We start from the raw sequence: 20,803 nt of genomic DNA, 5'->3' as shown, positions 1-20,803 counted from the left end.
GTCAAACCATTTAATCCCGCGCCAAAACCTCGGCAGCAATTGTCGATAATCGCCGAACTGCGGCATCATGTATATTTTTGGCACAGCATAGCACTCCAAATGCTTTGCCATGCTCGCTATTATAGAACAGCTTTTGCCCCAAGGCGTCGCTCACAAATCCACCTGCTTCACTGGCGATTAGATGCGCTGCGGCAATATCCCATTCATAGCCCCAACGGATCGATGCTACCAAGTCAGCGCGGTTATCCGCCACCATCGCCATACGCAGCGCAATACTATTCGGCTTGGACACGGGTGTCAGATCGACATCTTTTGCCAAATCTGCAACATCCAGCGGAATGCGCGCGCCATCATAACGGTCGCGAATACTCGCCTTTAACGCCCGCCCATTAACTTCTGTATGGCTACCTGCTTTCGCGATCCAGGTTTCCGCCATCGCAGGCGCTTCCAATATACCGAATATAGGCTGACCATTTTTTACTAGCGCGATGGACACCGCCCAGCCAGTCTTACCCTTTACAAAATCCTTAGTGCCATCAATGGGGTCGACAACCCAAACAAGCTCTTTACTCTGCCGCTCTGTGTCATCAGCCGTTTCTTCGGAAAGCCATCCTGCTTGCGGTAGCAATTTATGGAGGCGTTTTTTGAGCAGCTCATCAACCGCTATATCCACGCTGCTGACAATATGACCGGGAGCCTTTTCCCATACATCGTCTGAAATCACACCAGCAGACCAACCTGCCATAGCCAAATGGCCCGCCTCTCGTGCAATGGCGACTAGCTGGTCATAATCAATTTCAGCCACCGGCAACTGTCATGCTATCGGTACGCAAAGTCGGCGCGTTTACCGCATAGCGATATTCCAGATCATCGGCCGGGATCAGGCTGGCGAACATGTCTTTCAAATTTCCGGCAATGGTTATTTCCGAAATGGGCGGGCCTATCTCGCCGTCAACGATCAGGAAACCACCTGCACCCCGGCTATAGTCGCCCGTAACGGGATTGACACCTTGGCCAATTAATTCCGTGATATAGACGCCATGTTTAATATCTTTGATCAAGTCGGTCTTGCTCACCGATCCGGCATTCATGTGCAGATTGGTTACACTAACGCCCGGTGCCCCGCCAACTCCGCGAGAGGCATGGCCGGTTGGCTGCAATCCCAATTGCCGCGCCGAAGCGCTTTCCATAATCCATTGTGTGAGACGGCCATTGTCGATTAACTTTGTCTTCGCCGTGGGAAGGCCCTCACCATCAAAAGCCTTTGAACGCAGACCGCGTTTGCGGTGCGGGCAGTCGATAATGTTAATCGCGCTGTCAAATAACTGCGTATCCATAGCATCGAGCAAAAAGCTTGTTTTACGGGCAATAGCACTACCGGCAATCGCGCTAACAAAATGGCCGAGCATCGAATTGCTGATGCGCGGATCAAAAACCACGGGCATCGCACCGGATTTAAAGTCCACCGGATTCAGACGCGAAACTGCCCGCTCACCCGCTTCCCTACCGATTTCTTCAGCCGTGTTGAGGTCTTCAAAATGGCGTTTGCTGTCATAAGCATAATCGCGTTCCATGCCGTCGCCTTCACCGGCGATCACGCTGGCGTGGCAGCTATAACCGCTGGTGGAATAAGCACCCGAGAAACCGTGACTGGTTGCCAGTGCCACAATCGAACGGCCCGCGCTCGCGCCGCCGCCTTCACTATTGGAGACACCCGTTATAGCACGCGCCGCATCTTCGGCTTTCAAAGCCATTTCGCGGAGCACGGCGGGATCAGGGTCTAACCCATCATCGCCGTCAATCGCAGGCGGTTCAGATTTCAAGATTAGTTCTTCAGGGGCCAAGCCAGCATATTGGTCTTCCGGCGCTTCACGCGCCATATCCATCGCGCGGCCGACCAGAGCCGCTAGAATTTCAGGGTCCATGTCAGAGGAGGATACAGTTGCGGACCGTTTTCCGGCAAAGACCCGCAGGCCTATTTCTTCGCCTTCGGACCGCTCGACATCTTCAAGATTACCGAGCCGCATCTGTACCTGAGTGGAGGCATCACAGACGTAAATCGCGTCTGCGGAATCGGCACCGGCTTTTTTGGCTTGGGAGATAAGGGCGTCGGCGCGGTCTTGCGCTTCTTCTGGCTTTAGCATGGGCTGGACATAGGTGCGCCCGGCGGCAAGGTCAACGCCGCTATCGAGCTTTGTCCGACAAATAGACTAGATTATAAGATTGATCCGACAGCCTTGATCAAGCCCACAAACAGAAAGGGCAACCCTAGCGCCAAAATCCATAAGGTGATTTGATCTGTACGAAACCGCGCGGCAAGGCTCTGTTCCGAAAAACTTGCCGTATCCATATTTTCCCAGCGTTTTTCAAACTTACGGCAAAAGGGGATTATAATCGCCACAAGCAGCACGAGACCGAAATAAGGAGCAATGGACATGCCCTTGCTGTTAATAAAGCTCAATACAAAGAAAATTTGCATTAATGTGTATACCAGCAAGGCCGCCGCACAATTGTTGCTCATTTTCTTGTCCCATCGCACCATATGGGTAGACTGGACATCCTCATTGGCCCCATTAGTAGCCTGTTTCGAAACCGATTTTCGGGATGCTGCTGCAACCATTTTCATTCCCCTTCGACAAACTCTCAAGACACTGCCGAATGTTACCTTCGGGCTAGCGCTCACCACACTATAACTATTTTTATCGAAAAGCCAAATCGACAGATTTCAGCCTTAAAATATCATTAACATGACATTGGGCTTGCCCAAAATTACAACATTGGACAGAATCAGTTTTCATTCGCAATGGAATTTACGAGGCAACTACATGACAATCACACTCGCTGATCCGGTCTCCCTGCCCTGTGGTGCCGTCCTGATCAATCGGATCGGCAAAGGCGCGATGACGGAAGGGTTCGCAACCGCTGATGATGTGCCAATGCCAGAGCTTGAACGGCTCTATGGTATTTGGTCGGACGGCGGCGCGGGCATGTTGCTTAGCGGCAATATCCAGATTGACCAGCCCGCCATTATGAAGTCCGCAACAAACTTAAGCCAGCCGCCGCACCGGCACAATCAACGGCTCTCCGCTAGCGCTCGTCCCGATCTGCACTTCCACCCCATAAGCCCGCGCCAATATATCTGCAGTCATCACCTGCTCTCGCGGCCCGGCTGCTAATATTCTGCCCTCTTTAATAATCATGATATCATCGGCAAAGCGCGCCGCCTGCGTTAAATCATGGAGCACGACAATGACTCCGTTGCCCGCCGCCGCATAGTTTTTGAGCCGGTCGAGCACATCAAATTGATGGGCGGGGTCCAAGCTGGCCAGCGGTTCGTCGGCGAGTAGCCATTTCGGCTCCCCAGCCAATACACGGGCGAGCAATACCCGCCCCTGTTCCCCGCCCGAAAGGCGCAACACTTTCCGATCGGCAAAGCCTGTACAATCCGTTTGTTCCATCGCCTGAGTGACAGCCCGTTCATCATCCGCACTCATGGCCCATCGTCCGGAGTGGGGCAGCCGCCCTAAGCCGATCAAGGTTTTGACATCCACATTCCAATGGATATCTGGACGTTGCGGCAAAAGGCCGATCAAACGCCCCCGCATTTTTCTATCCAGTGATAATAAAGGCTGTCCGTCCAGCGCGACCGATCCGCTATGGGGTTCCCGAAGGCCAGACAGACAGGATAAGAGGCTGCTCTTTCCCGCACCGTTGGCCCCCAAGATCACGGTCACCCGTCCCCGCCGAAATGTCCCGCTAACATCATCCAATATGACGCGCCCGCGCAACATCAGAGACAGCGCTTCAAAAGACAGGCCTTCAACCATCAGGCAAGCTCCCGATGCATTTTGAACAATAGCGCCATGAAAAACGGTGCGCCGAGTATAGACATGGCGATACCCAGTCTTAACTCACTGGCGCTGGGCAATATCCGGACGAAGCTATCCGCCAATACGACGAGCAACGCCCCCGCTAAAGCCGAAGGCAGGAGCAATGCCGAAGGACGATGCCCCGCCAGCGGGCGCACGAGATGCGGTACAATCAAGCCCACGAAACCGATAATTCCCGCCACAGCCACCGATGCACCGACGGTTAGCCCAACTCCCAGCACGGCCAGCCATTGCAAATGCCGGACATTCACGCCCATAGAACGCGCCGCATCTTCTCCCAGTGTCAGTGCATCCAGCGAACGCCCTGTCGCGACCAGAAATAGCATGCCCGCTGCAATGAATGGAACAGAAAGCCATACGTCATCCCAGCTCCGGTCGGTTAGCGCGCCCATCAGCCATGTGACAATTTCCGCTGTAGCAAATGGCGTCGGGGCAAGGCTGATCATCAAGGACGTCAGCGATCCGGTAATGCTGGACAGGATCACCCCCGCCAGCGTGAACAGGATCAAGCTTCCTGACCTACCCGCCAACAAAGCCAGTAACCCCATGCCGAGACCAGCGCCTGCTAATGCAAAGGCGGGCAACAACCACGCTGTCACCGCATAGCCAAAATAGAGTGAGGAAACCGCTCCCAAGGCAGCGCTGCTGGACACCCCGAATATGCCCGGATCAGCCAAAGGATTGCGCAAATAGCCCTGCATTGTTGCGCCGGCCATTCCAAGCCCCCCACCAATAGCTGCGCCCAATATCGTTCGCGGAATACGCAGTTCCATGATGATAAGCGCACTGAAATCATCGCCCCACCATGCCGTTGGTGATATCCACACTTTGCCCGCCGCGAGCGAGGCCAGCATCGCGGCAACCAACGCCAGCGCCAGCAGCCCGTTGAGGCGCAGCGCGCTCAATGGAGGCTCCGCAATTTTTGGCGGGTCGCAGATAATGTCCCCACTGCTTCGATCAGAGTCGGCCCCGCGCAATGCAGCAAGCGTGCGGGATAATCGGCTATCGTAATGCGATGGGATAATTTCTGGATGACCGGATGGGATAGCATCCGGTCATAATTCCCTGCCCTGGATTTGGTTTCGCTGGCATTGGAAAACAGGACTTGCGGAGGCCGCTCGACCAGATGCTCCAACGGCAATATATCCCATTGGCTGAGCCCATAAGTGCTGCTACGATTTTCAAAACCTGTCCGGCGTAATAGCTCATCCGGCAATGTGCCGGTACCGGGCACCAAACCGCCGCTGCGCCAGATCAAAGCCGGCACCAATTCATCATCGGATGGCTTTGCTTGCGCCAAAGCCGTGGATATGCGGCGGTTCAATATTTTCCCACGTTCAGGGGCACCGACAATCGCAGCCACCTCGGAAATTTGTTGCTGGCTCTCTGCAACGCTTTGCGGAATAGACAGCTTGACCAGCGCGACACCCAACCGTTCGAGCGCCTGTTCCGTGGCAGGAGCGACAAAAGAGCCTGCGATCACCAGATCGGGCCGCATCGCCACTATTTCTTCGGCTGTGCCGGAAATCGCCTGATATTTCAAAGCTTGTGCCAAGGGAATGGAAGTAGCTTGGCGGTCATGGGAATAATGGCTGATCGCACCGATTTGCCCGGGATCAGCCAGTTGCATCAACAGAGCATCACCGCACGGATTAATGGAGACGATCCGTTTTGGCTGAACCGGCAAGGATATTTTCGGGTTATCTATAATCGCTTCTGCTTCAGCAAAAACCCCCGACCAGAATATTAGACAGGCAGCCGCCAGACAGCCTCCGACCATGGATTTCATGGCAAGAGGATAAGACTTGGCGGCTGCCCTGTTCATATCAATAGCGCAATCTGACACCGGCAAATGCTGATCGACCGGCGGTACCGAACTGGAAGATTGTTTCATAATCTTCATCAAACAGATTTTCGACACGGCCGTAAATCTCTATATTATTGGTTATCGGCATTGCGGCGCGGAGATCGACAAGAACATAGCCCGGCGTTTCAACGCTATTAGACGCATTGTCAAAATTCGAGCTAACATGCGTGATGGTCGTTCCGGTCTTCAAACCAAAGGTCCAGCCATAGTCAACCGAAGCATTAATACTATGCCGCGGGCGCCGGGCCAGTGTAAGTCCGGTATTCCGATTTTCGGCATCAATCAGGCTATAGTTAGTCGCTATGGTCAAAGCGTCAACGGGATTGAGAGAGACGCCCAATTCCACGCCCTGTGCTCGCGCCCGACCCACATTATCATAAGTGCCAAAAGGCCGATTGGTGCAGATTCCAGTCGACGTCGGACAACCGATAAAATCGATTAGATTTTCACTGTCGCGGCGGAACAGTGTCGCGCTCAACATGATTTTTCCGTCGACCAAATGCTGGGTCACACCGGCATCCCAACTGACGGATTTTTCTGGTTGCAACAGGCCATTGCCATAATCACTGAACAGTTGAAATAACGAGGGCGCTTTAAACCCTTCCCCGTAGCTTGCGCGAATGGTGGTATTGCCGTTATTCGGGCTATAAGCGATATCGCCCGCAAAGGATGTTGCACCACCAAAGCTGCTATGATCATCATAGCGCACGCCCGCGTTGGCGCTCAAACCGTTCAACGGCGATATCCGTATCTGACCATAGAAACTATCTAGAGTTGCGCTGGCGCGGCTTAAACTATCGCCGAATATATCGCTATAGCTCGCGGTACGGAACCGCGATTTCTCGGTTTCCGCTCCAAAGACCGCTCCCACCCCATCGGTAATGTCAAAAATGCCCTGATATTCATACCGTTCGTTCCGGCCCAAGGTTGCGAAAGTCAGTGTCGCCTCATCAAACGTATCGCGGGTGACGTCGGTATAGGCAAAGGCAAAACGATTGCGAAACCGTCCCCCGAAAAGCGCGACATTCAAACCTGCATAACCAACAAACTCTGTGGAATCATCAGTTTCCGCCGTATCACCAAACGTAAAGCTTGGCGTAAATCCGTCAATATCCGTCTTGGCATCCGCATAATAGCCGCGCAAATCAATCGAGATAGCGTCACTAAGCGTGACCTTAATCTTGCTGCTCGCTCCGAAATTACGATAGCCGTCCGCTTCGGTGCCGCCACGTGTTTTGTTAAAGGAAGAAATGCCATCGGTACGAAGATAGCCCGCGCCAAAACTGGCTGCGATCGGGCCGACAGCGTGCGAAATATTACCCACCAGTTGCGCTGTATCACGAGAGCCATATTCGCCCTGCACATTGATTGCGAGTTCATCCGTAGGCTCACGCGAGATGATATTGACCACGCCGCCAATCGCTTGGCTGCCCCAGATTACCGATTGGGATCCGCGCAGCACTTCTATCCGGGATATATTGCCCGTGAGCAAATTTCCGAAGTTGAAGCCGCTGCCAGGTGATGAAGGATCGTTGACCTTGACGCCGTCAATCAATGCAACGGTCTGGCTTGAATCCGCACCGCGAATTGTAACTGCACTGACCGTGCCGATGCCGCCATTGCTGTTGACGGTAACGCCCGGTACATTGCGAAGAAGGTCTACGACAGTGACGCTTTGGACCTGTTCGATCCGCTCACGATTGATCACCGAGATGGTCTGACCGCTTTGCGAGCGGGCTTGTTCATACCGTCCTGCGGTTACAATGATCACATCTTCGTCCTGCGGAGCCTCAGCCGTTTCTGCAAGAGCCGGTTGCGACAGAAGCATCACGGCAAGAGACGTAAATGATATTGTTGTCGAATATTTAAAACGCACGATATTTCCTTTTTGACAATCATTCAAAAAGGCCACGCATATCGACGCCTATGGAGTTTCCACATGCGCAGCCCGAAGTTAATCGTCGCCACGCGAGGAAATCCTCGATCATGTGACACACCCCGTCCGCATGATAGAACGACAGCTTCAGGCAGGTTTCCTGGCTCTTGGATCATCGCATGGCCTGTCCCCTTCCCAGACCAAGTCCAGTGGGATTTGACAGGCCCGCTCACCAATTACAGTTGCGGGGGCAGCTTCGGATAAAAACGATATCGTTCCCTCCGAATTCCCTTAAGATCCCGTCTCCGGGAACCTGTAGCAGAGGTCGCCCTAGCCATCCTCTATTTCGGGAGCAAGATAATTCTGCGCGGTCGCGGCATTCGGGGACGACGCACTTAAGGCAGCAACAGGCTAGAATCCCCATAGCTGTAAAACCGGTAACCCTCGGCGATGGCGTGGGCATAGGCGGATTGCATATTCTCAAGGCCCATAAGCGCGCTGACCAGCATGAACAAAGTGGATTTAGGCAAATGGAAATTGGTCATTAGACCGTCAATCGCGCGGAATTTATAGCCCGGGGTTATAAATATATCCGTATCGCCTTCAAAAGGCTGGATGATACCATCCGGGCCGGTTGCGCTTTCCAAAACACGCAAGCTTGTCGTTCCAACGGCGATCACCCGACCACCATTTTGCCGCGCCTGATTGAGCCGATCCGCAACGTCCGGTTCAATCCGGCCCCATTCGCTATGCATTTGATGATCGTCCGTTTCATCCACCTTAACCGGCAGAAAAGTACCCGCGCCGACATGAAGGGTCAGAGTCGCCTGACCAATACCGGCCTCATTGAGCGCCGCTATCAACCCATCGGTAAAATGCAAGGCCGCCGTCGGAGCCGCAACGGCGCCTTTTTCGCGTGCGAACATCGTCTGATAATCCTCCGCATCCCGCTCATCGATATCACGCTTGCTCGCGATATAGGGGGGGAGCGGCATCGTGCCTGCACGGGCCAGCAACACTTCTACTGGCTCTTCACCCAGGAAATGGAGCAGGAAGCTGCCATCTTGATATTTTTCTTCTGCACGCGCGCGAACATCTTTGCCAAAATCGACGATATCATCGACTTTAAGGCGTTTCGCATTGCGGATAAAGGCCTGCCAGCGCCTCAGGTCTACCCGCTTGTGCAGAGTTGCACCGATTTTGGCCTCGCCGCGACGACCTTCCAATTGGGCAGGAATTACCTTGGTGTCATTAAACACCAATATGTCGTTTTTCGACAATAGCTGCGGCAAATCCCAGACATTATTATCCGATAGCTGTCCCGAACCCGAAATACCAAGCATCCGCGCGCTGTCTCTTGGTACAGCGGGGCGAAGCGCAATATTTTCCGGCGGCAACGCAAAATCAAAAAGATCAACGCGCACGCAAAAAACCTATGGCTTAATCGGGGCGTTCAGATCGTCGAGCGTGATCTCTTTTTTAGGCATAGGCGAAAAGGCACCCGGTGTTGGCGGCGCTTTGCCATCAGCATCAATGGATGCCTGCAAAATCCGGCTCGGAATTGCAGGTGGCTCGCCACGATTAATCGCATCAACATATTGCATCCCTGCTACGACCCGCCCGAATACGGTATATTTCTTATCGAGGGCAAACCTCGGATAGAAAACAATGAAAAATTGGCTATTCGCGCTATCTTCGCCCTGTGCACGGGCCATAGAGACAACGCCGCGCAAATGAGGAAAACTAGAAAATTCCGCTTTGAGGTCGGGAAGCTCTGATCCGCCCATGCCTGTGCCGGTAGGGTCGCCGGTCTGGGCCATAAAACCTTCTATGACCCGGTGAAAAATAAGCCCGTTATAAAAGCCCTGTCGCGTGAGCGTTTTGATCCGTTCGACGTGTTGAGGCGCTTTATCGGGATAAAGCTGTATGGTTACCCGTCCGCCGGTAGATAGATCCAGTTGCAGTAAATTTTCTTCTGCAGGAACAGCGGCTGGATCAAGTTCAACCGCAGCGGGTTCGACCGAAGTGCTTTGTTCTTGTGCCACCGCGCCGGTGCTGATCATCGCAACAACGAAAAGGGAAACAATATATTTGCTTAGCATATGTAACTACTCACCTGTATTTTGGTCATCATCCCGACTGCTGTTGAGCCGCCTGATTAAAATATTAGTGCCTCTTGGACGAGATATGCTTTCGCCGCAATGAACTGCTTGTCAAATCACGCCTATTGGTCACCCTTTAAACCAATCTCAACAACACGAGCGACCACTTCTTCACATACTCTGGGTGGAACAAACTTGTGAATGTCGCCGCCATAAACTGCGATTTCCTTGACCAGTCGTGACGCAATCGGCTGCAATGACACATCGGCCATCAGGAACACCGTTTCTATATTGTCGTTCAATTGCTGGTTCATCCCGGCCATTTGATATTCATATTCGAAATCGGCCACAGCGCGTAACCCGCGAACAATAACGTTCGCACGTTGTTTTTGGGCAAATTTCATTAGCAGCGCATTAAAGGCCACTACCTCCACCGCATTGCCCAGATCGGCCGTTTCCCGGCGGACCATTTTGAGTCGTTCTTCCAGAGAAAACATCGGTGATTTTGACGGATTTGTCGTCACCCCGATGACCAATTTGTCCACCAGCCGTGTCCCGCGTTCAATGATATCCATATGACCCAGTGTAACAGGGTCAAAAGTTCCAGGATAAACACCAATTCTCATAAAATTCCCCCTCATCAGTCCCTGTTCAGACCTCGTTTAGCGGTCTCGCTGGACCGTAAATTCGGCAATCGCGCGAAGCAAATTGGCTTCCTCGCCATAGCCCTTTAAATGTGATTTGGCTTGATCAACCAGCATCTGCGCCTGATCTTTGGCGCGCTCCAGTCCCATCAAGCTTAAAAAAGTCTGTTTTCCAGCCGCTTCGTCTTTTTGCAGAGCCTTGCCGGCAAGCGCCTCATCACCCTCAACATCCAGGATATCATCGGCAATCTGAAACGCGAGGCCAAGGTCATGGGCATAGCCACGAAGTCCCGTCCGGCCATCCAGTGCAACACGGCCCAATATAGCGCCAATTTCTACGCAGGCGCTTATCAAGGCTCCGGTTTTAAGCTGCTGCAACCGCGTTACAGTCTGCAAATCAAATGTGGTGGTTTCAGCGACAAGATCCATCATCTGCCCGCCAGCCATGCCCGATGAGCCTGCGGCTTTGGCGAGACAAGCCACCATTTCAGCTCGAACGAACGGATCCCTATGGGTCTTCTCATCTGCCAGCAATTCGAACGCCAGCGCATGAAGCGCATCACCAGCAAGAACTGCCTGAGCCTCACCAAAAGCTTTGTGCGCCGTTGGTTTGCCCCGCCGCATTTCGTCATCATCCATGCAAGGCAGGTCATCATGAATCAGCGAATAAACGTGCAAAGCTTCCAAAGCAGTGGCCGCTCGTAAAGCACAATTTTCTTCGACGTTGAACAAACGCGCCGTTGCCATAACCAATAATGGCCGCAATCTCTTGCCTCCGCCAATAGCAGAGTGTCGCATTGTTTCATAAAGCTGGGCCCGTGCGTCGTCTGGCACAGTCAATATCAGATCAAACTGCTTATCAATCGCAGCGGCGACACCGGCCATTTCCTGCTGCAGATCCAGATTATTATTAGCCGCCACAGTTAATCGGCGTCAAAGGCAGTGACGCCCTGCGCCTTACCATTGCGATCAAGCGTGATTTTTTCGATCTTCGCCTGCGCATCTTCCAAGCGTTTCTGGCACAATCCGCGCAGTTTTTCGCCCTGTTCATATAGAGCAATGGATTGATCCAGCGGAACATCGCCGCTTTCCAGCTTTCTGACAATATCTTCCAGACGCCTAAGTGCATCTTCAAAGTTCAAATTGACGGTGTCGTCGGACACATCTTCGATAGTTTCGCTCATGTCCATTCCAATGACGACGCTTTGGGTTTGGGTCAAGGCCCCGAACGCGCAATTTGATCAGTATGGCTATCTTCGCCACCTGTGTAACGCGGGCACTGACATCCTATTTGTTACCAAGGTTCGTGAAAGCATAGAAAATACTAGACTTACAGCCGCTCCTGATATGGGTGCATCAACGCTTTGATTTTGCCATCAGTTCCCGCATTCTGGCAGGCAATACAGACAATATCTGCCGCTTGCGACCCGGCGGGGCAGACGCCCATTCTGCGATTTCAGACAAGCTGCGCCCACAACCGACACAAAGACCGCTTGGACGGTCTATGACGCAGATGTTATTGCAGGGAGATTCCATGCGGCTGTCATCAGCACAATCGCGGTGGCCCCGCAAGGCCGTTTTCTTTTAGGAAAAAAACCAGAGATTGCGACGACGGGTTTAAGCGGCCAGTTGCTCCTCAATTTGCGCCAAGCGCTCTTTTCCGAAAAACATTTCGTCTCCGACATAGATTGTTGGAATGCCGAAGGCACCCCGCGCGACAGCTTTTTCGGTATTGTCGATAAGCGTCTGTTTCACCGCTGACTCTTGAGTTTTTGCGAATAGCTCCTTCGCGTCAAAGCCGCCATCTTCAATGATTTTGCCGAGCGCTTCCACGTCCGTAACGTCCAATTCTTCTTCCCAAATTGGGGGCAGCAATATTTCTATAAGCGCAGCACGTTTCACAGGGTCAACCGCAACAAGCATGCGCTGTAGACTGATGGAATTAAATGGAAAATGCGGGTTCATCTGCCATTTTGTTAGGCGATGCTTTTCGATAAACCGCGTCATCTCTAACAGGGCATAAGCGTTTTTGCCTTTCACATCCGCGTCCCTAATGAACGGCGGCGCATTGCCTGTCAGCTTATGCATACCGCCAAGAGATGCCGGGATCACTTCAATTTTGGCGTCATGTTTTTCAGCCAATGCCTTTAGCGGCTGCCAGATCAGATAGGCATTGGGACTAACAAAATCGAAAACAAGTTCAATAGTCTTACCCATGCAATATATCCTTTTTGATTCGGCAGGAAGTGCCTGCGTCTATTCCAAGTAGCCCGTGACGAGTTTTCATAATATCCTTCCGGCCATCGCTCCATTTAAGTTTCATTATGAAACCATGTTCCAGGGGTAAATGCAACGGGTGATGCAAAACTGATAATTCGCACTAGGCGGAATCGGGACGGCTCGTTAAAGGGTCTTCATGACAAAAACATCCTCGCGCACCGCCGAAATCATCACACCCGAAATTGTTGCCGAACATGGCCTCAACAAGGAAGAATATCAGCGCATATTAAATGCGCTCGGCCGCACGCCGAATATTACCGAACTTGGTATATTCTCGGTCATGTGGTCAGAGCATTGTTCTTATAAAAGCTCGCGCTTGCACTTGAAGAAATTACCGACCACCGGCCCTCAGGTGATTTGCGGACCGGGTGAAAATGCGGGCGTGATCGATATTGGTGACGGACAGGCTGCGATTTTCAAAATGGAAAGCCACAACCACCCAAGCTACATCGAACCCTATCAAGGGGCAGCGACCGGTGTCGGCGGTATCTTGCGCGACGTCTTCACCATGGGCGCGCGGCCCGTAGCGAATCTCAACGCCTTGCGCTTTGGACGACCAGAACATCCCAAGATGAAGCATCTCGTCAAAGGTGTCGTCGCGGGCATTGGCGGCTATGGCAATTGCGTGGGCGTCCCTACCGTTGGCGGCGAAACCAATTTCCATGAAGCCTATGACGGCAATATCATCGTCAACGCGATGACCGTTGGCGTCGCTGATGCAGACAAGATTTTCTATTCTGCGGCCAGCGGTGTCGGCAATCCGATTGTCTATGTCGGCTCCAAAACCGGCCGCGACGGCATTCATGGCGCGACCATGGCGAGCGCTGAATTTGACGACGATAGCGATGAAAAGCGCCCGACTGTGCAGGTTGGCGATCCATTTACGGAAAAACTGCTGATCGAAGCCTGCCTTGAGCTGATGGCGTCTGATGCCATTGTCGCGATTCAGGATATGGGCGCGGCTGGTCTGACCAGCTCCGCCGTTGAAATGGCGACCAATGGCGAAGTCGGTATCATCCTCGACATGGACAAAGTGCCGTGCCGCGAGACCGAGATGACCGCCTATGAAATGATGCTGTCAGAAAGTCAGGAACGCATGCTCATGGTCCTGAAACCCGGCCGCGAAGAAATGGCCGAAGCGATCTTCACCAAGTGGGAACTAGACTTTGCTGTCATCGGCGAAGTGACCGACACGCGCCGCATGGTGCTGACCCACAAAGGCAAAACCGTCTGCGATATTCCGCTCGGCCCACTGGCTGATGACGCACCGCTTTATGACCGTCCGCATCTGACGCAGGAAGAATATAAGGCACATGTCGCCATCAAACCGCTGGACGATATTCCGGCCTGTGCCGATATTGGCGCAGATTTGCTGACAATGATGGCCAGCCCTGCCCTCGCTTCACGCCGCTGGATTTGGGAACAATATGACAGCCAGGTTGGCGCAGATACTTGCCAGCGTTCTGGAGGAGACGCCGCTGTCGTGCGCGTCCACGGCACGAACAAAGGCCTTGCCATCACCACAGATTGCAACCCACGCTATTGCAAAGCCGATCCGGTCGAGGGCGGCAAACAAGCGATTGCAGAAGCCTATCGCAACATCACCGCCGTCGGTGCAACGCCGCTGGCGACCACTGATTGCATGAACTTCGGTAATCCTGAAAAACCGCATATCATGGCGCAATTTGTCGGCTGTATCGAAGGCATGGCAGAAGCCTGCTTGGCGCTCGACATGCCTATCGTATCCGGCAATGTCAGCCTGTATAACGAGACGACCGGTGCAGATGGCATCAGCCACGCAATTTTACCAACACCGGCTATTGGCGCGGTAGGACTGCTCGATAATCTTGATAAAATGGCAACCATCGCCTTCAAAAAAGAAGGCGAAGCCATTTTCGTCATTGGCCATAATAATGGGCAGCTCGGCCAATCCATTTGGCTTAAGGAAATTCATGGCCGCGAAGATGGTACGGCTCCCACGGTCAACCTTGATCTGGAAAAAACCCATGGTGATTTTGTTCGCGAATTGATCGACAGCGAGAAAGCCACCGCCGTTCATGATGTTTCCGACGGCGGTTTGCTCGTCGCGATTGCCGAAATGGCCTTGGCCGGTAATATCGGTGCATCGCTCGAAGAACTGGGCGATCATATGACCGCCTTTGGTGAAGATCAGGCGCGCTATATTGTCACGAGTGCGCATGCGGACAAGATACAGGCGGCGGGCATACCCATGTGGCGGATCGGCACAACCGGCGGCGACGCATTGGATATTCAAGGGCGTTCGGTATCTCTTGCCGACCTGCGTGAAGCCAGTGACAGCTTCTTCCGCGACTGGATGCAATCCTAACGCCTCACGCGTTCAATCCGACCTTGTCCAAAAATGGCGAGGAAAATGCGTGCCGTTCTGCCGCATCCGGCAGGATAAGTTTGCGCACCTGATTCCAGCGATCCACATTACCGGCATAGCCTTGGCGCACGCGCGCTTTGGTGAGGTCGTTCATCTTGCCCCAATGCTGGGTGAAGGGCATGCCCGCTGCCTCCAGCCGCGCCGCTGCCAAGGTAATCAGCTTGCGCGCTGCGGGCGTGTCGATGCCGTCAATATCAATGACGCAGCACGGGTCAAAACGCGTGAATGATAATATCCCCGGTGATTTCTGCGCATAGCGGCAGGTGAAGACAACCGGCGCGCTTCTATGGACCTGAAAGGCCGCACGCAAAATATCAAGCGCGTTGGTGACTTGCGCAATTGGCACTGCAAAGCCGGAACTGGCGATCCCCTCCCGCGCGCTAGTAAAGCTATATGTTTCACCGGGCAGCCGCCATTCATGCGGGCGGTCAGAACGCACTTTCAACTCGCTCTGGATCAACAGACTGGCCGCCGTATCGCGTAGGTCAGGAAACATCTTGATCGCCGATGCAATCAGGCGCGGCAAATCGGTCCCCGGCTCGGCTTCGGATTTCAGATTATAATCCGCCTCATAGTCCGGTGGGCACAACTCTTTATAGCGCACGGTCGTATAGCCGATATCCATCTTATGCGGATCAAGGATTACCTGAAAAAAATATGGCCTGCGGGTTTGATCCGGTAGACCTGACCCCCGAAAATCGAGCATGTTGAGCGCACCTTGCAACTGACCGTAAGGAATATGGAGCAGCGAGGAATTGAGCAGATAGCGCCCCGTGCCGCGCAGCATGACGGAATGGACGATGCCCAATGCGCCCAAGCTCACAATCGCGGCATCAAATTTTGCATTATCACGTACCAATGTCGCGCCGAGCTTGGCCGCAAAATTCGCCGTCATCACTGGCGCTCGCGCTGGCTCAATCCACAGATTCTGCGTCGCGGTAAGCAGTTGTATGCCCGCAACCTCACTCTCCATTCCGCCAACATCAATGGACGAGCCGTGCACACCGGTGCCGATGGCCCCTGCAATCGTCTGGCCATTGCTCGCGCCCGATGTGCGTAAGGCGCGGCGGCGGGATTTTGTTTCCAGCCGTTCGTTAATCTTCGAAATATTTGTTCCGCATTGCACGAGATAGAGATCATCAGCCGATGTCCCGCTGCCCAGATCAACGTCATTTGCGCTGACCTTAAACGTCCAATCAAGATTGGCAGTCTCGACGACCCAGCCATTTTTCACCACTGGAATATCCGAAAAAGACCAGCGCGAACCGCAAGCCCGGATTTGCACGCCAGCCGTCAACGCATCTGCGATAATCCCTTGCAACCGCGCCGCCGTTGCGCGCATTCCCGACATGGTTGCCCGCGTTGGGCTTTCATTATGGACCCTCAAATGTTTGGCAATCGGCACTTTGATATTAAAGTGATGGTTCACCCACAGGAAATTATTTTCGGTCTGGATCTGGGCGTCAGGCGGCATTTATCCTCTCCCCTTAATGGAGCCTCTATTAGGCACATTATTCGTCCGTACTGCCTTCGCCCGAAGGGATTTTGGCGCAGAAATATTCGATGGTTGCGGGTTGATAAAAGCCCAGCGTCAGGACTGAAAGCAGCGACTGTCCGATATTCGTGTGCACGCGCACTTCATCAATCAGGTTCGTCTGGCACGCGGCCACATTGCGTGGCTGTCCCTTGGGCAGAAAAAAAGCATTGCTGTGAACTATAGCCTGTTCACCGTCGGGATTGGGCCGCTGCACGACCAGCCGATGTTCAGCGCAGGCCGACAAAAGCACCGCGCCGATTAGAACCAGTCCCATTCGCATGTCCATGACAATAGTCTCCTTCTCATCAGCAGCTTCAAGATGATACTCAAGACCGGGAAACTCAGGCGATCTAAACAGATTATTGCGGAAATGGAGACCCATCACAATGGGGGTTTTACGCCAAATCGGAGCAATCGCGTACGAACACCACATAGAATATGGTGCGAAAACTTGAAATTTTGGAGATTTAAGCTGGTTGACCCAGCAAATTATAAGGATCGATTCCCTGCGCCTCATAAGTAACATGCGCTTGTTTATAAAAAGCCGGCTCGCCGATATTCAGAAACGCGCGGGCTTCATCGATCGGCATGGCGAGAATCTTCTCGATATCATAATAAGCCAATCGTTTGGCTGCCTTGCCGAGCCGTTGTCCTTCCCGGACAGCTTTCAGCACCGGCGCATTAGATGGTGCCTGTTTTTTCATTTCCAACGCACCGGCATAGGCGATGAACAAGATTCCAAGATTGGGGTTCTGGCTATAGGTAAAGGCCAGCACACATTGTTCCCCCAATGCGTCGCGGCCATAGCCGGTTAGAACATGCAATAAATCATGGGTATCGCGCATCCGGTCGCCAAACCATTCGGTAATATCATTGCGCTTTTGATAGTCTGCTCCATAACGGGCAGATTCCGCAACCAGTCCGGCAGCGGTCAATCCTTCCTTTTCCATGAAGCGGACATAGGCTTGCCCCAAGCTATCGCTGGGCAGCTTCTGCAATTTATCATGATTATCCAGCATTGTCGGCAAGTCGACATTCCGTTCCATCAATTCCTGTGCGTGAGGGTTTTTCAAAAACGTCTTCGCATTGCGGATGAAAGCTTTGCCCGCCAGCGCTTCGATGATGTGAAAAACTTCCGCCGTATCTTCCTTATCCGCAATCAATTTACGGAAATGACGAAACGCCTTTACCGGACGCATTTTAGAAATGGCGTGCGCAGGGTTTACCATTGGCATGTTCACCGGCGCCACAATCTGGGGGGAAGTCGTCATATCAGAATCGCTTCAATCATTATCAGGTACACTGCAATATCTACTATTAACATAAATGTCAATAGTAGATATTCGCTTTCCTACAGAGCGGCCGATACCTATGCGTTTAAGCCAGTGCATTACGAAGCCGTCCGCTTGAGAGGGTGTGTTTTGTGTGAATTTTGAAATTTGTTACGTACCTTGTTTTTGGCACCAACTATCGAGAAAAATAGAGGAAAGTGCCATAAAGCCTTTTGATTATATTAGTGGTCAGGAAAGCTGGGGCAGCCGCGACCATATCTATGCATGCGAAGATTAAAAAAGCCGCTGGACGCCATTGCAAGCTAACTATAAGGGACTGTATTATTTTTATAATACAGTCGGGATATACTAATGAACGCGACTACGCCCCAAATCCGTCATATAACGCTGGATGCGCTTCGCGGCTTTGCGGTCATGGGCATATTGTGGATGAATATAACCGCCTTTGGTTTTCCGGAAATGGCCTATGTCAGTCCGGTCATCGGCACGCCCGGTAGTCCATCCGATATTGCATCATGGATGATATCATTTATCTTTTTTGATGGAAAGATGCGCGCGATATTCTCGCTGCTGTTCGGGGCCAGCATGATGCTGGTGATCGAACGTGCGGCGGCGACAGGACAATCTCCTGCGCATGTTCATTTCTCCCGGATGTTCTGGCTGGGAATATTCGGATTGTGTCATTTTTTTCTGCTGTGGTGGGGGGATATATTATTTCTCTATGCCGTGTCCGGCGCGGTCGTTTATGTGTTCCGCGACTGGTCCAGCGAAAGGCTCATCAAGACCGGTGTGCTAGCCTATATCATCGCGGCTATTCTCCTCATATTGGGTTTGGGAAGTATGTTTTACCTCCAGATGCAAGCCGCCCAGCCAAATGCCAGCCCGGAAATCTTGGACGATTTTGCAGAAATGATCGATGGTCTCGGCATATCCGTCCAAAGCCTGGCGCAAGAAACAGCACTCTATCGCGGGTCTTTCTGGCATCTGCTAATGGACAAGCTAACCCAACAGGTCAGCACACCATTTGACAATCTGATTCTTAGTCCGTTGGAAACCATCCCACTGATGATGATAGGCATGGGGCTTTATAAGTCCGGCTTCCTGCTCGGCCAAGCCGATCCCCTCCTTTATCGCCGCTTGGGTATATGGGCCACTGCGATTGGAACCTTATTCTTCACGGCCATGGCCTTGCTGGCAGTGTATAAGAAATTCGATATTATTTTGATTATGAACATCACGCAAGCTTGGTCCGCCTTGCCCCGTTTGGTGATGGCCACGGGCTATGTTTCTTTACTGATCATGCTTATCCAACGCTTTGGACATCAACCGTTGCTTCACCGCGTCGCTGCGGCCGGACGAATGGCTTTTTCCAATTATCTCGGGACCAGCCTTGTCATGGCCTTTATATTCTACGGTTGGGGCTTGGGACTATTCAGCACCGTGGGACGCGCTCAGATGGTCGTGCTTGTGTTCAGTACATGGATCACCATGCTGCTATGGTCAAAACCTTGGCTGATGCGTTACCGCTACGGGCCGCTGGAATGGCTGTGGCGCTCCTTGGCACGGCGCGAGCTGCAACCGATGGCAATTTCTCGCTGACAAAGAAAAACTGTATTTTTGATATTGCGATCTATTCTCATTAGCTATATACGAGTCGCATAAGGAGAGCACATGGTTGTTTGTGTATGCAATGCGATACGGGAAAAAGACCTACGGGCTGCGGTTCGTAGCGGGTCCGACCGTCCAAGTCAGGTCTATGCGCAGCTCGGACGGAAACCGAAATGCGGCCAGTGCCTGTCGTTCGCACGAACCATTATCGAAAGCGAAGTTGCGACCGCTTAGCATTCTCTTTATCAAATCATTGAAATAACTAGCTTTTTCGGGAACGAAAACTTGGCTACGGGTCTGTATTAGTGTATAGCGCTTTACATTACATCCCCTGCTAAAAGGAGTGTTCCATGAAGGGCGACACCAAAGTTATTGAATATTTGAACGAAGCTTTGAAAAATGAGCTTACCGCGATCAACCAATATTTCCTACACAGCAAGATGCTCGACAATTGGGGCGTCAGCAAGCTGGCGAAGTTTGAATATGAAGAATCCATCGATGAAATGAAGCATGCGGACAAGCTTGCCGAGCGTATTCTATTTCTCGACGGCCTACCAAATTTCCAACTGCTCGGTCGTTTGAAAATCGGCGAAACGGTAGAGGAAATTTTGAAGGCTGACTTGGCCTTGGAAAATGAGGCATTGCCGCCGCTAAAAGACGGCATTGAGCATTGTGAGAAAGTCCGCGACTATGTCACGCGTGATCTATTTGCTGAAATCCTCGAAAGCGAGGAAGAACATGTCGACATGCTCGAGAAGCAGTTTGATATGATCGAACGCATGGGCATTGAAAATTACATTCAGCTGCAATCAGAATCAGCGGAATGATAATCTAGCGGTTGCTAATATAGCTGCCAAGGCTGGTGGAGCGGCGCCCGAAACCCATGGTTTGGCGCTGCACCACCGGGCTGGATTCATGTTCCAATATTGGTAATGTTTCGTCGAAACAGGGACGCAAGCGTACAACTTGTTCCAATAATTCGTCCGGTGCTTGATGATACTCCACACATTTTCGTGCAGTCATCTCAATTTCCTCGGCCATCAATGCCAAACGGGCCGCTCCAAATTGCTGTGCCTCGCCCTTCAGCTTATGAGCAGACATGATCATCGCTCCGGCGTCCTTGGCCCGCATAGCGATTTCGACTTGTAAAACAGACTGCGTTCCATCTTCGCGGAAATAGCCCAATATGCGAACGAAATCAGGGCCGAGCGAAGATCGAGTCTCGCCAAAAACAGCCCAGTCAATCAGGTCGCTATCAGTTTGTGCCAAAGCCTATGTCCCTTTGAGGAATATCTGGAAA

The 20,803-nt window shown here is 52.4% G+C and carries 22 protein-coding genes and 1 riboswitch; of the genes, 4 read left to right on the top strand and 18 right to left on the bottom strand.

Translation table 11 applies throughout. The features are described 5' to 3' along the window. Positions 1 to 10 precede the first annotated feature (10 nt). The 14 genes from V7676_RS08890 to V7676_RS08825 all read right to left on the bottom strand — a co-directional run bounded on the left by V7676_RS08890 (position 11) and on the right by V7676_RS08825 (position 12,596). On the bottom strand, positions 11 to 805 hold the full coding sequence (locus tag V7676_RS08890; RefSeq protein ID WP_335659332.1) for a 3'(2'),5'-bisphosphate nucleotidase CysQ: 795 nt from the start codon (positions 803 to 805) through the stop codon (positions 11 to 13). Continuing rightward, entirely contained in the window at positions 798 to 2,144 is a 1,347-nt protein-coding gene (locus tag V7676_RS08885) for a TldD/PmbA family protein (RefSeq protein ID WP_335659331.1), read from the bottom strand. The genes V7676_RS08890 and V7676_RS08885 overlap by 8 nt, the downstream gene beginning before the upstream one ends. A gap of 71 nt (positions 2,145 to 2,215) precedes the next feature. Then, positions 2,216 to 2,620 carry a hypothetical protein gene (locus tag V7676_RS08880; protein ID WP_335659330.1) on the bottom strand — a complete coding sequence of 135 codons (405 nt, stop codon included), beginning with the start codon at positions 2,618 to 2,620 and terminating at the stop codon, positions 2,216 to 2,218. A gap of 427 nt (positions 2,621 to 3,047) precedes the next feature. Continuing rightward, positions 3,048 to 3,827, bottom strand: coding sequence for an ABC transporter ATP-binding protein (locus V7676_RS08875; RefSeq protein ID WP_335659329.1), 780 nt, complete (start codon positions 3,825 to 3,827; stop codon positions 3,048 to 3,050). Next, positions 3,827 to 4,744, bottom strand: coding sequence for a FecCD family ABC transporter permease (locus V7676_RS08870; RefSeq protein WP_335659551.1), 918 nt, complete (start codon positions 4,742 to 4,744; stop codon positions 3,827 to 3,829). Before V7676_RS08870 ends, V7676_RS08875 begins: the two co-directional genes overlap by 1 nt. Positions 4,745 to 4,791: 47 nt before the next feature. After that, positions 4,792 to 5,784 (bottom strand): ABC transporter substrate-binding protein, encoded by a 993-nt coding sequence (locus tag V7676_RS08865; RefSeq protein WP_335659328.1) that lies wholly within the window; start codon positions 5,782 to 5,784, stop codon positions 4,792 to 4,794. Beyond that, a complete protein-coding gene (locus V7676_RS08860) occupies positions 5,717 to 7,633 on the bottom strand; it encodes a TonB-dependent receptor plug domain-containing protein (RefSeq protein ID WP_335659327.1) in 1,917 nt (638 codons plus the stop codon). The genes V7676_RS08865 and V7676_RS08860 overlap by 68 nt, the downstream gene beginning before the upstream one ends. Before the next feature lie 133 nt (positions 7,634 to 7,766). Beyond that, a riboswitch (cobalamin riboswitch) is annotated at positions 7,767 to 7,965 on the bottom strand. Between the two features lie 63 nt (positions 7,966 to 8,028). After that, positions 8,029 to 9,057 (bottom strand): tRNA preQ1(34) S-adenosylmethionine ribosyltransferase-isomerase QueA, encoded by a 1,029-nt coding sequence (gene queA, locus V7676_RS08855; RefSeq protein WP_335659326.1) that lies wholly within the window; start codon positions 9,055 to 9,057, stop codon positions 8,029 to 8,031. 9 nt (positions 9,058 to 9,066) lie between these two features. Beyond that, positions 9,067 to 9,735, bottom strand: a complete 669-nt coding sequence (locus V7676_RS08850; protein WP_335659325.1) for a peptidylprolyl isomerase — start codon at positions 9,733 to 9,735, stop codon at positions 9,067 to 9,069. 122 nt (positions 9,736 to 9,857) lie between these two features. After that, a complete protein-coding gene (gene coaD, locus V7676_RS08845) occupies positions 9,858 to 10,361 on the bottom strand; it encodes a pantetheine-phosphate adenylyltransferase (protein ID WP_335659324.1) in 504 nt (167 codons plus the stop codon). A gap of 36 nt (positions 10,362 to 10,397) precedes the next feature. Beyond that, the gene (locus V7676_RS08840; protein ID WP_335659550.1) at positions 10,398 to 11,264 is read right to left on the bottom strand and encodes a polyprenyl synthetase family protein; all 867 of its coding nucleotides are present in this window, start codon (positions 11,262 to 11,264) and stop codon (positions 10,398 to 10,400) included. Positions 11,265 to 11,302: 38 nt separating this feature from the next. Beyond that, positions 11,303 to 11,563, bottom strand: a complete 261-nt coding sequence (locus V7676_RS08835; RefSeq protein ID WP_335659323.1) for an exodeoxyribonuclease VII small subunit — start codon at positions 11,561 to 11,563, stop codon at positions 11,303 to 11,305. Positions 11,564 to 11,735: 172 nt separating this feature from the next. After that, the gene (locus V7676_RS08830; RefSeq protein WP_335659549.1) at positions 11,736 to 11,915 is read right to left on the bottom strand and encodes a DUF1289 domain-containing protein; all 180 of its coding nucleotides are present in this window, start codon (positions 11,913 to 11,915) and stop codon (positions 11,736 to 11,738) included. Positions 11,916 to 11,996: 81 nt separating this feature from the next. Further along, positions 11,997 to 12,596 (bottom strand): 2-hydroxychromene-2-carboxylate isomerase, encoded by a 600-nt coding sequence (locus V7676_RS08825; protein ID WP_335659322.1) that lies wholly within the window; start codon positions 12,594 to 12,596, stop codon positions 11,997 to 11,999. Positions 12,597 to 12,795: 199 nt separating this feature from the next. Between V7676_RS08825 and purL the strand changes: the two genes are divergently transcribed. After that, positions 12,796 to 15,006 (top strand): phosphoribosylformylglycinamidine synthase subunit PurL, encoded by a 2,211-nt coding sequence (gene purL / locus V7676_RS08820; protein WP_335659321.1) that lies wholly within the window; start codon positions 12,796 to 12,798, stop codon positions 15,004 to 15,006. A 4-nt stretch (positions 15,007 to 15,010) separates the two neighbouring features. On the opposite strand, the gene V7676_RS08815 is transcribed toward purL, so the two are convergent. From V7676_RS08815 to V7676_RS08805, 3 genes are all read right to left on the bottom strand, one after another. After that, on the bottom strand, positions 15,011 to 16,540 hold the full coding sequence (locus V7676_RS08815; protein WP_335659320.1) for an FAD-binding protein: 1,530 nt from the start codon (positions 16,538 to 16,540) through the stop codon (positions 15,011 to 15,013). Positions 16,541 to 16,577: 37 nt separating this feature from the next. Then, positions 16,578 to 16,889, bottom strand: a complete 312-nt coding sequence (locus V7676_RS08810) for a hypothetical protein (RefSeq protein ID WP_335659318.1) — start codon at positions 16,887 to 16,889, stop codon at positions 16,578 to 16,580. Positions 16,890 to 17,070: 181 nt separating this feature from the next. Further along, entirely contained in the window at positions 17,071 to 17,874 is an 804-nt protein-coding gene (locus V7676_RS08805) for a Coq4 family protein (RefSeq protein WP_335659317.1), read from the bottom strand. Positions 17,875 to 18,246: 372 nt separating this feature from the next. On the opposite strand from V7676_RS08805, the gene V7676_RS08800 reads away from it, so the two are divergent. The 3 genes from V7676_RS08800 to bfr all read left to right on the top strand — a co-directional run bounded on the left by V7676_RS08800 (position 18,247) and on the right by bfr (position 20,330). Then, positions 18,247 to 19,494, top strand: a complete 1,248-nt coding sequence (locus V7676_RS08800; RefSeq protein WP_335659316.1) for a DUF418 domain-containing protein — start codon at positions 18,247 to 18,249, stop codon at positions 19,492 to 19,494. 72 nt (positions 19,495 to 19,566) lie between these two features. Then, positions 19,567 to 19,737 (top strand): (2Fe-2S)-binding protein, encoded by a 171-nt coding sequence (locus V7676_RS08795; protein ID WP_335659315.1) that lies wholly within the window; start codon positions 19,567 to 19,569, stop codon positions 19,735 to 19,737. Positions 19,738 to 19,853: 116 nt separating this feature from the next. Continuing rightward, positions 19,854 to 20,330: a bacterioferritin gene (bfr, locus tag V7676_RS08790; RefSeq protein WP_335659314.1), complete on the top strand. Its 477-nt coding sequence runs from the start codon at positions 19,854 to 19,856 to the stop codon at positions 20,328 to 20,330. A 4-nt stretch (positions 20,331 to 20,334) separates the two neighbouring features. Here the strand turns inward: bfr and V7676_RS08785 are convergent, their stop codons facing one another. Next, positions 20,335 to 20,772, bottom strand: coding sequence for an Hpt domain-containing protein (locus tag V7676_RS08785; protein ID WP_335659313.1), 438 nt, complete (start codon positions 20,770 to 20,772; stop codon positions 20,335 to 20,337). Positions 20,773 to 20,803 lie beyond the last annotated feature (31 nt).

Origin of the sequence: Parasphingorhabdus sp. (assembly GCF_036963805.1) — a bacterium.
In the GTDB taxonomy this organism is placed as follows: Bacteria; Pseudomonadota; Alphaproteobacteria; order Sphingomonadales; family Sphingomonadaceae; genus Parasphingorhabdus.
Note: the sequence above shows the minus strand (reverse complement) of the source record. Positions and strands in the feature narration are given on the sequence as shown.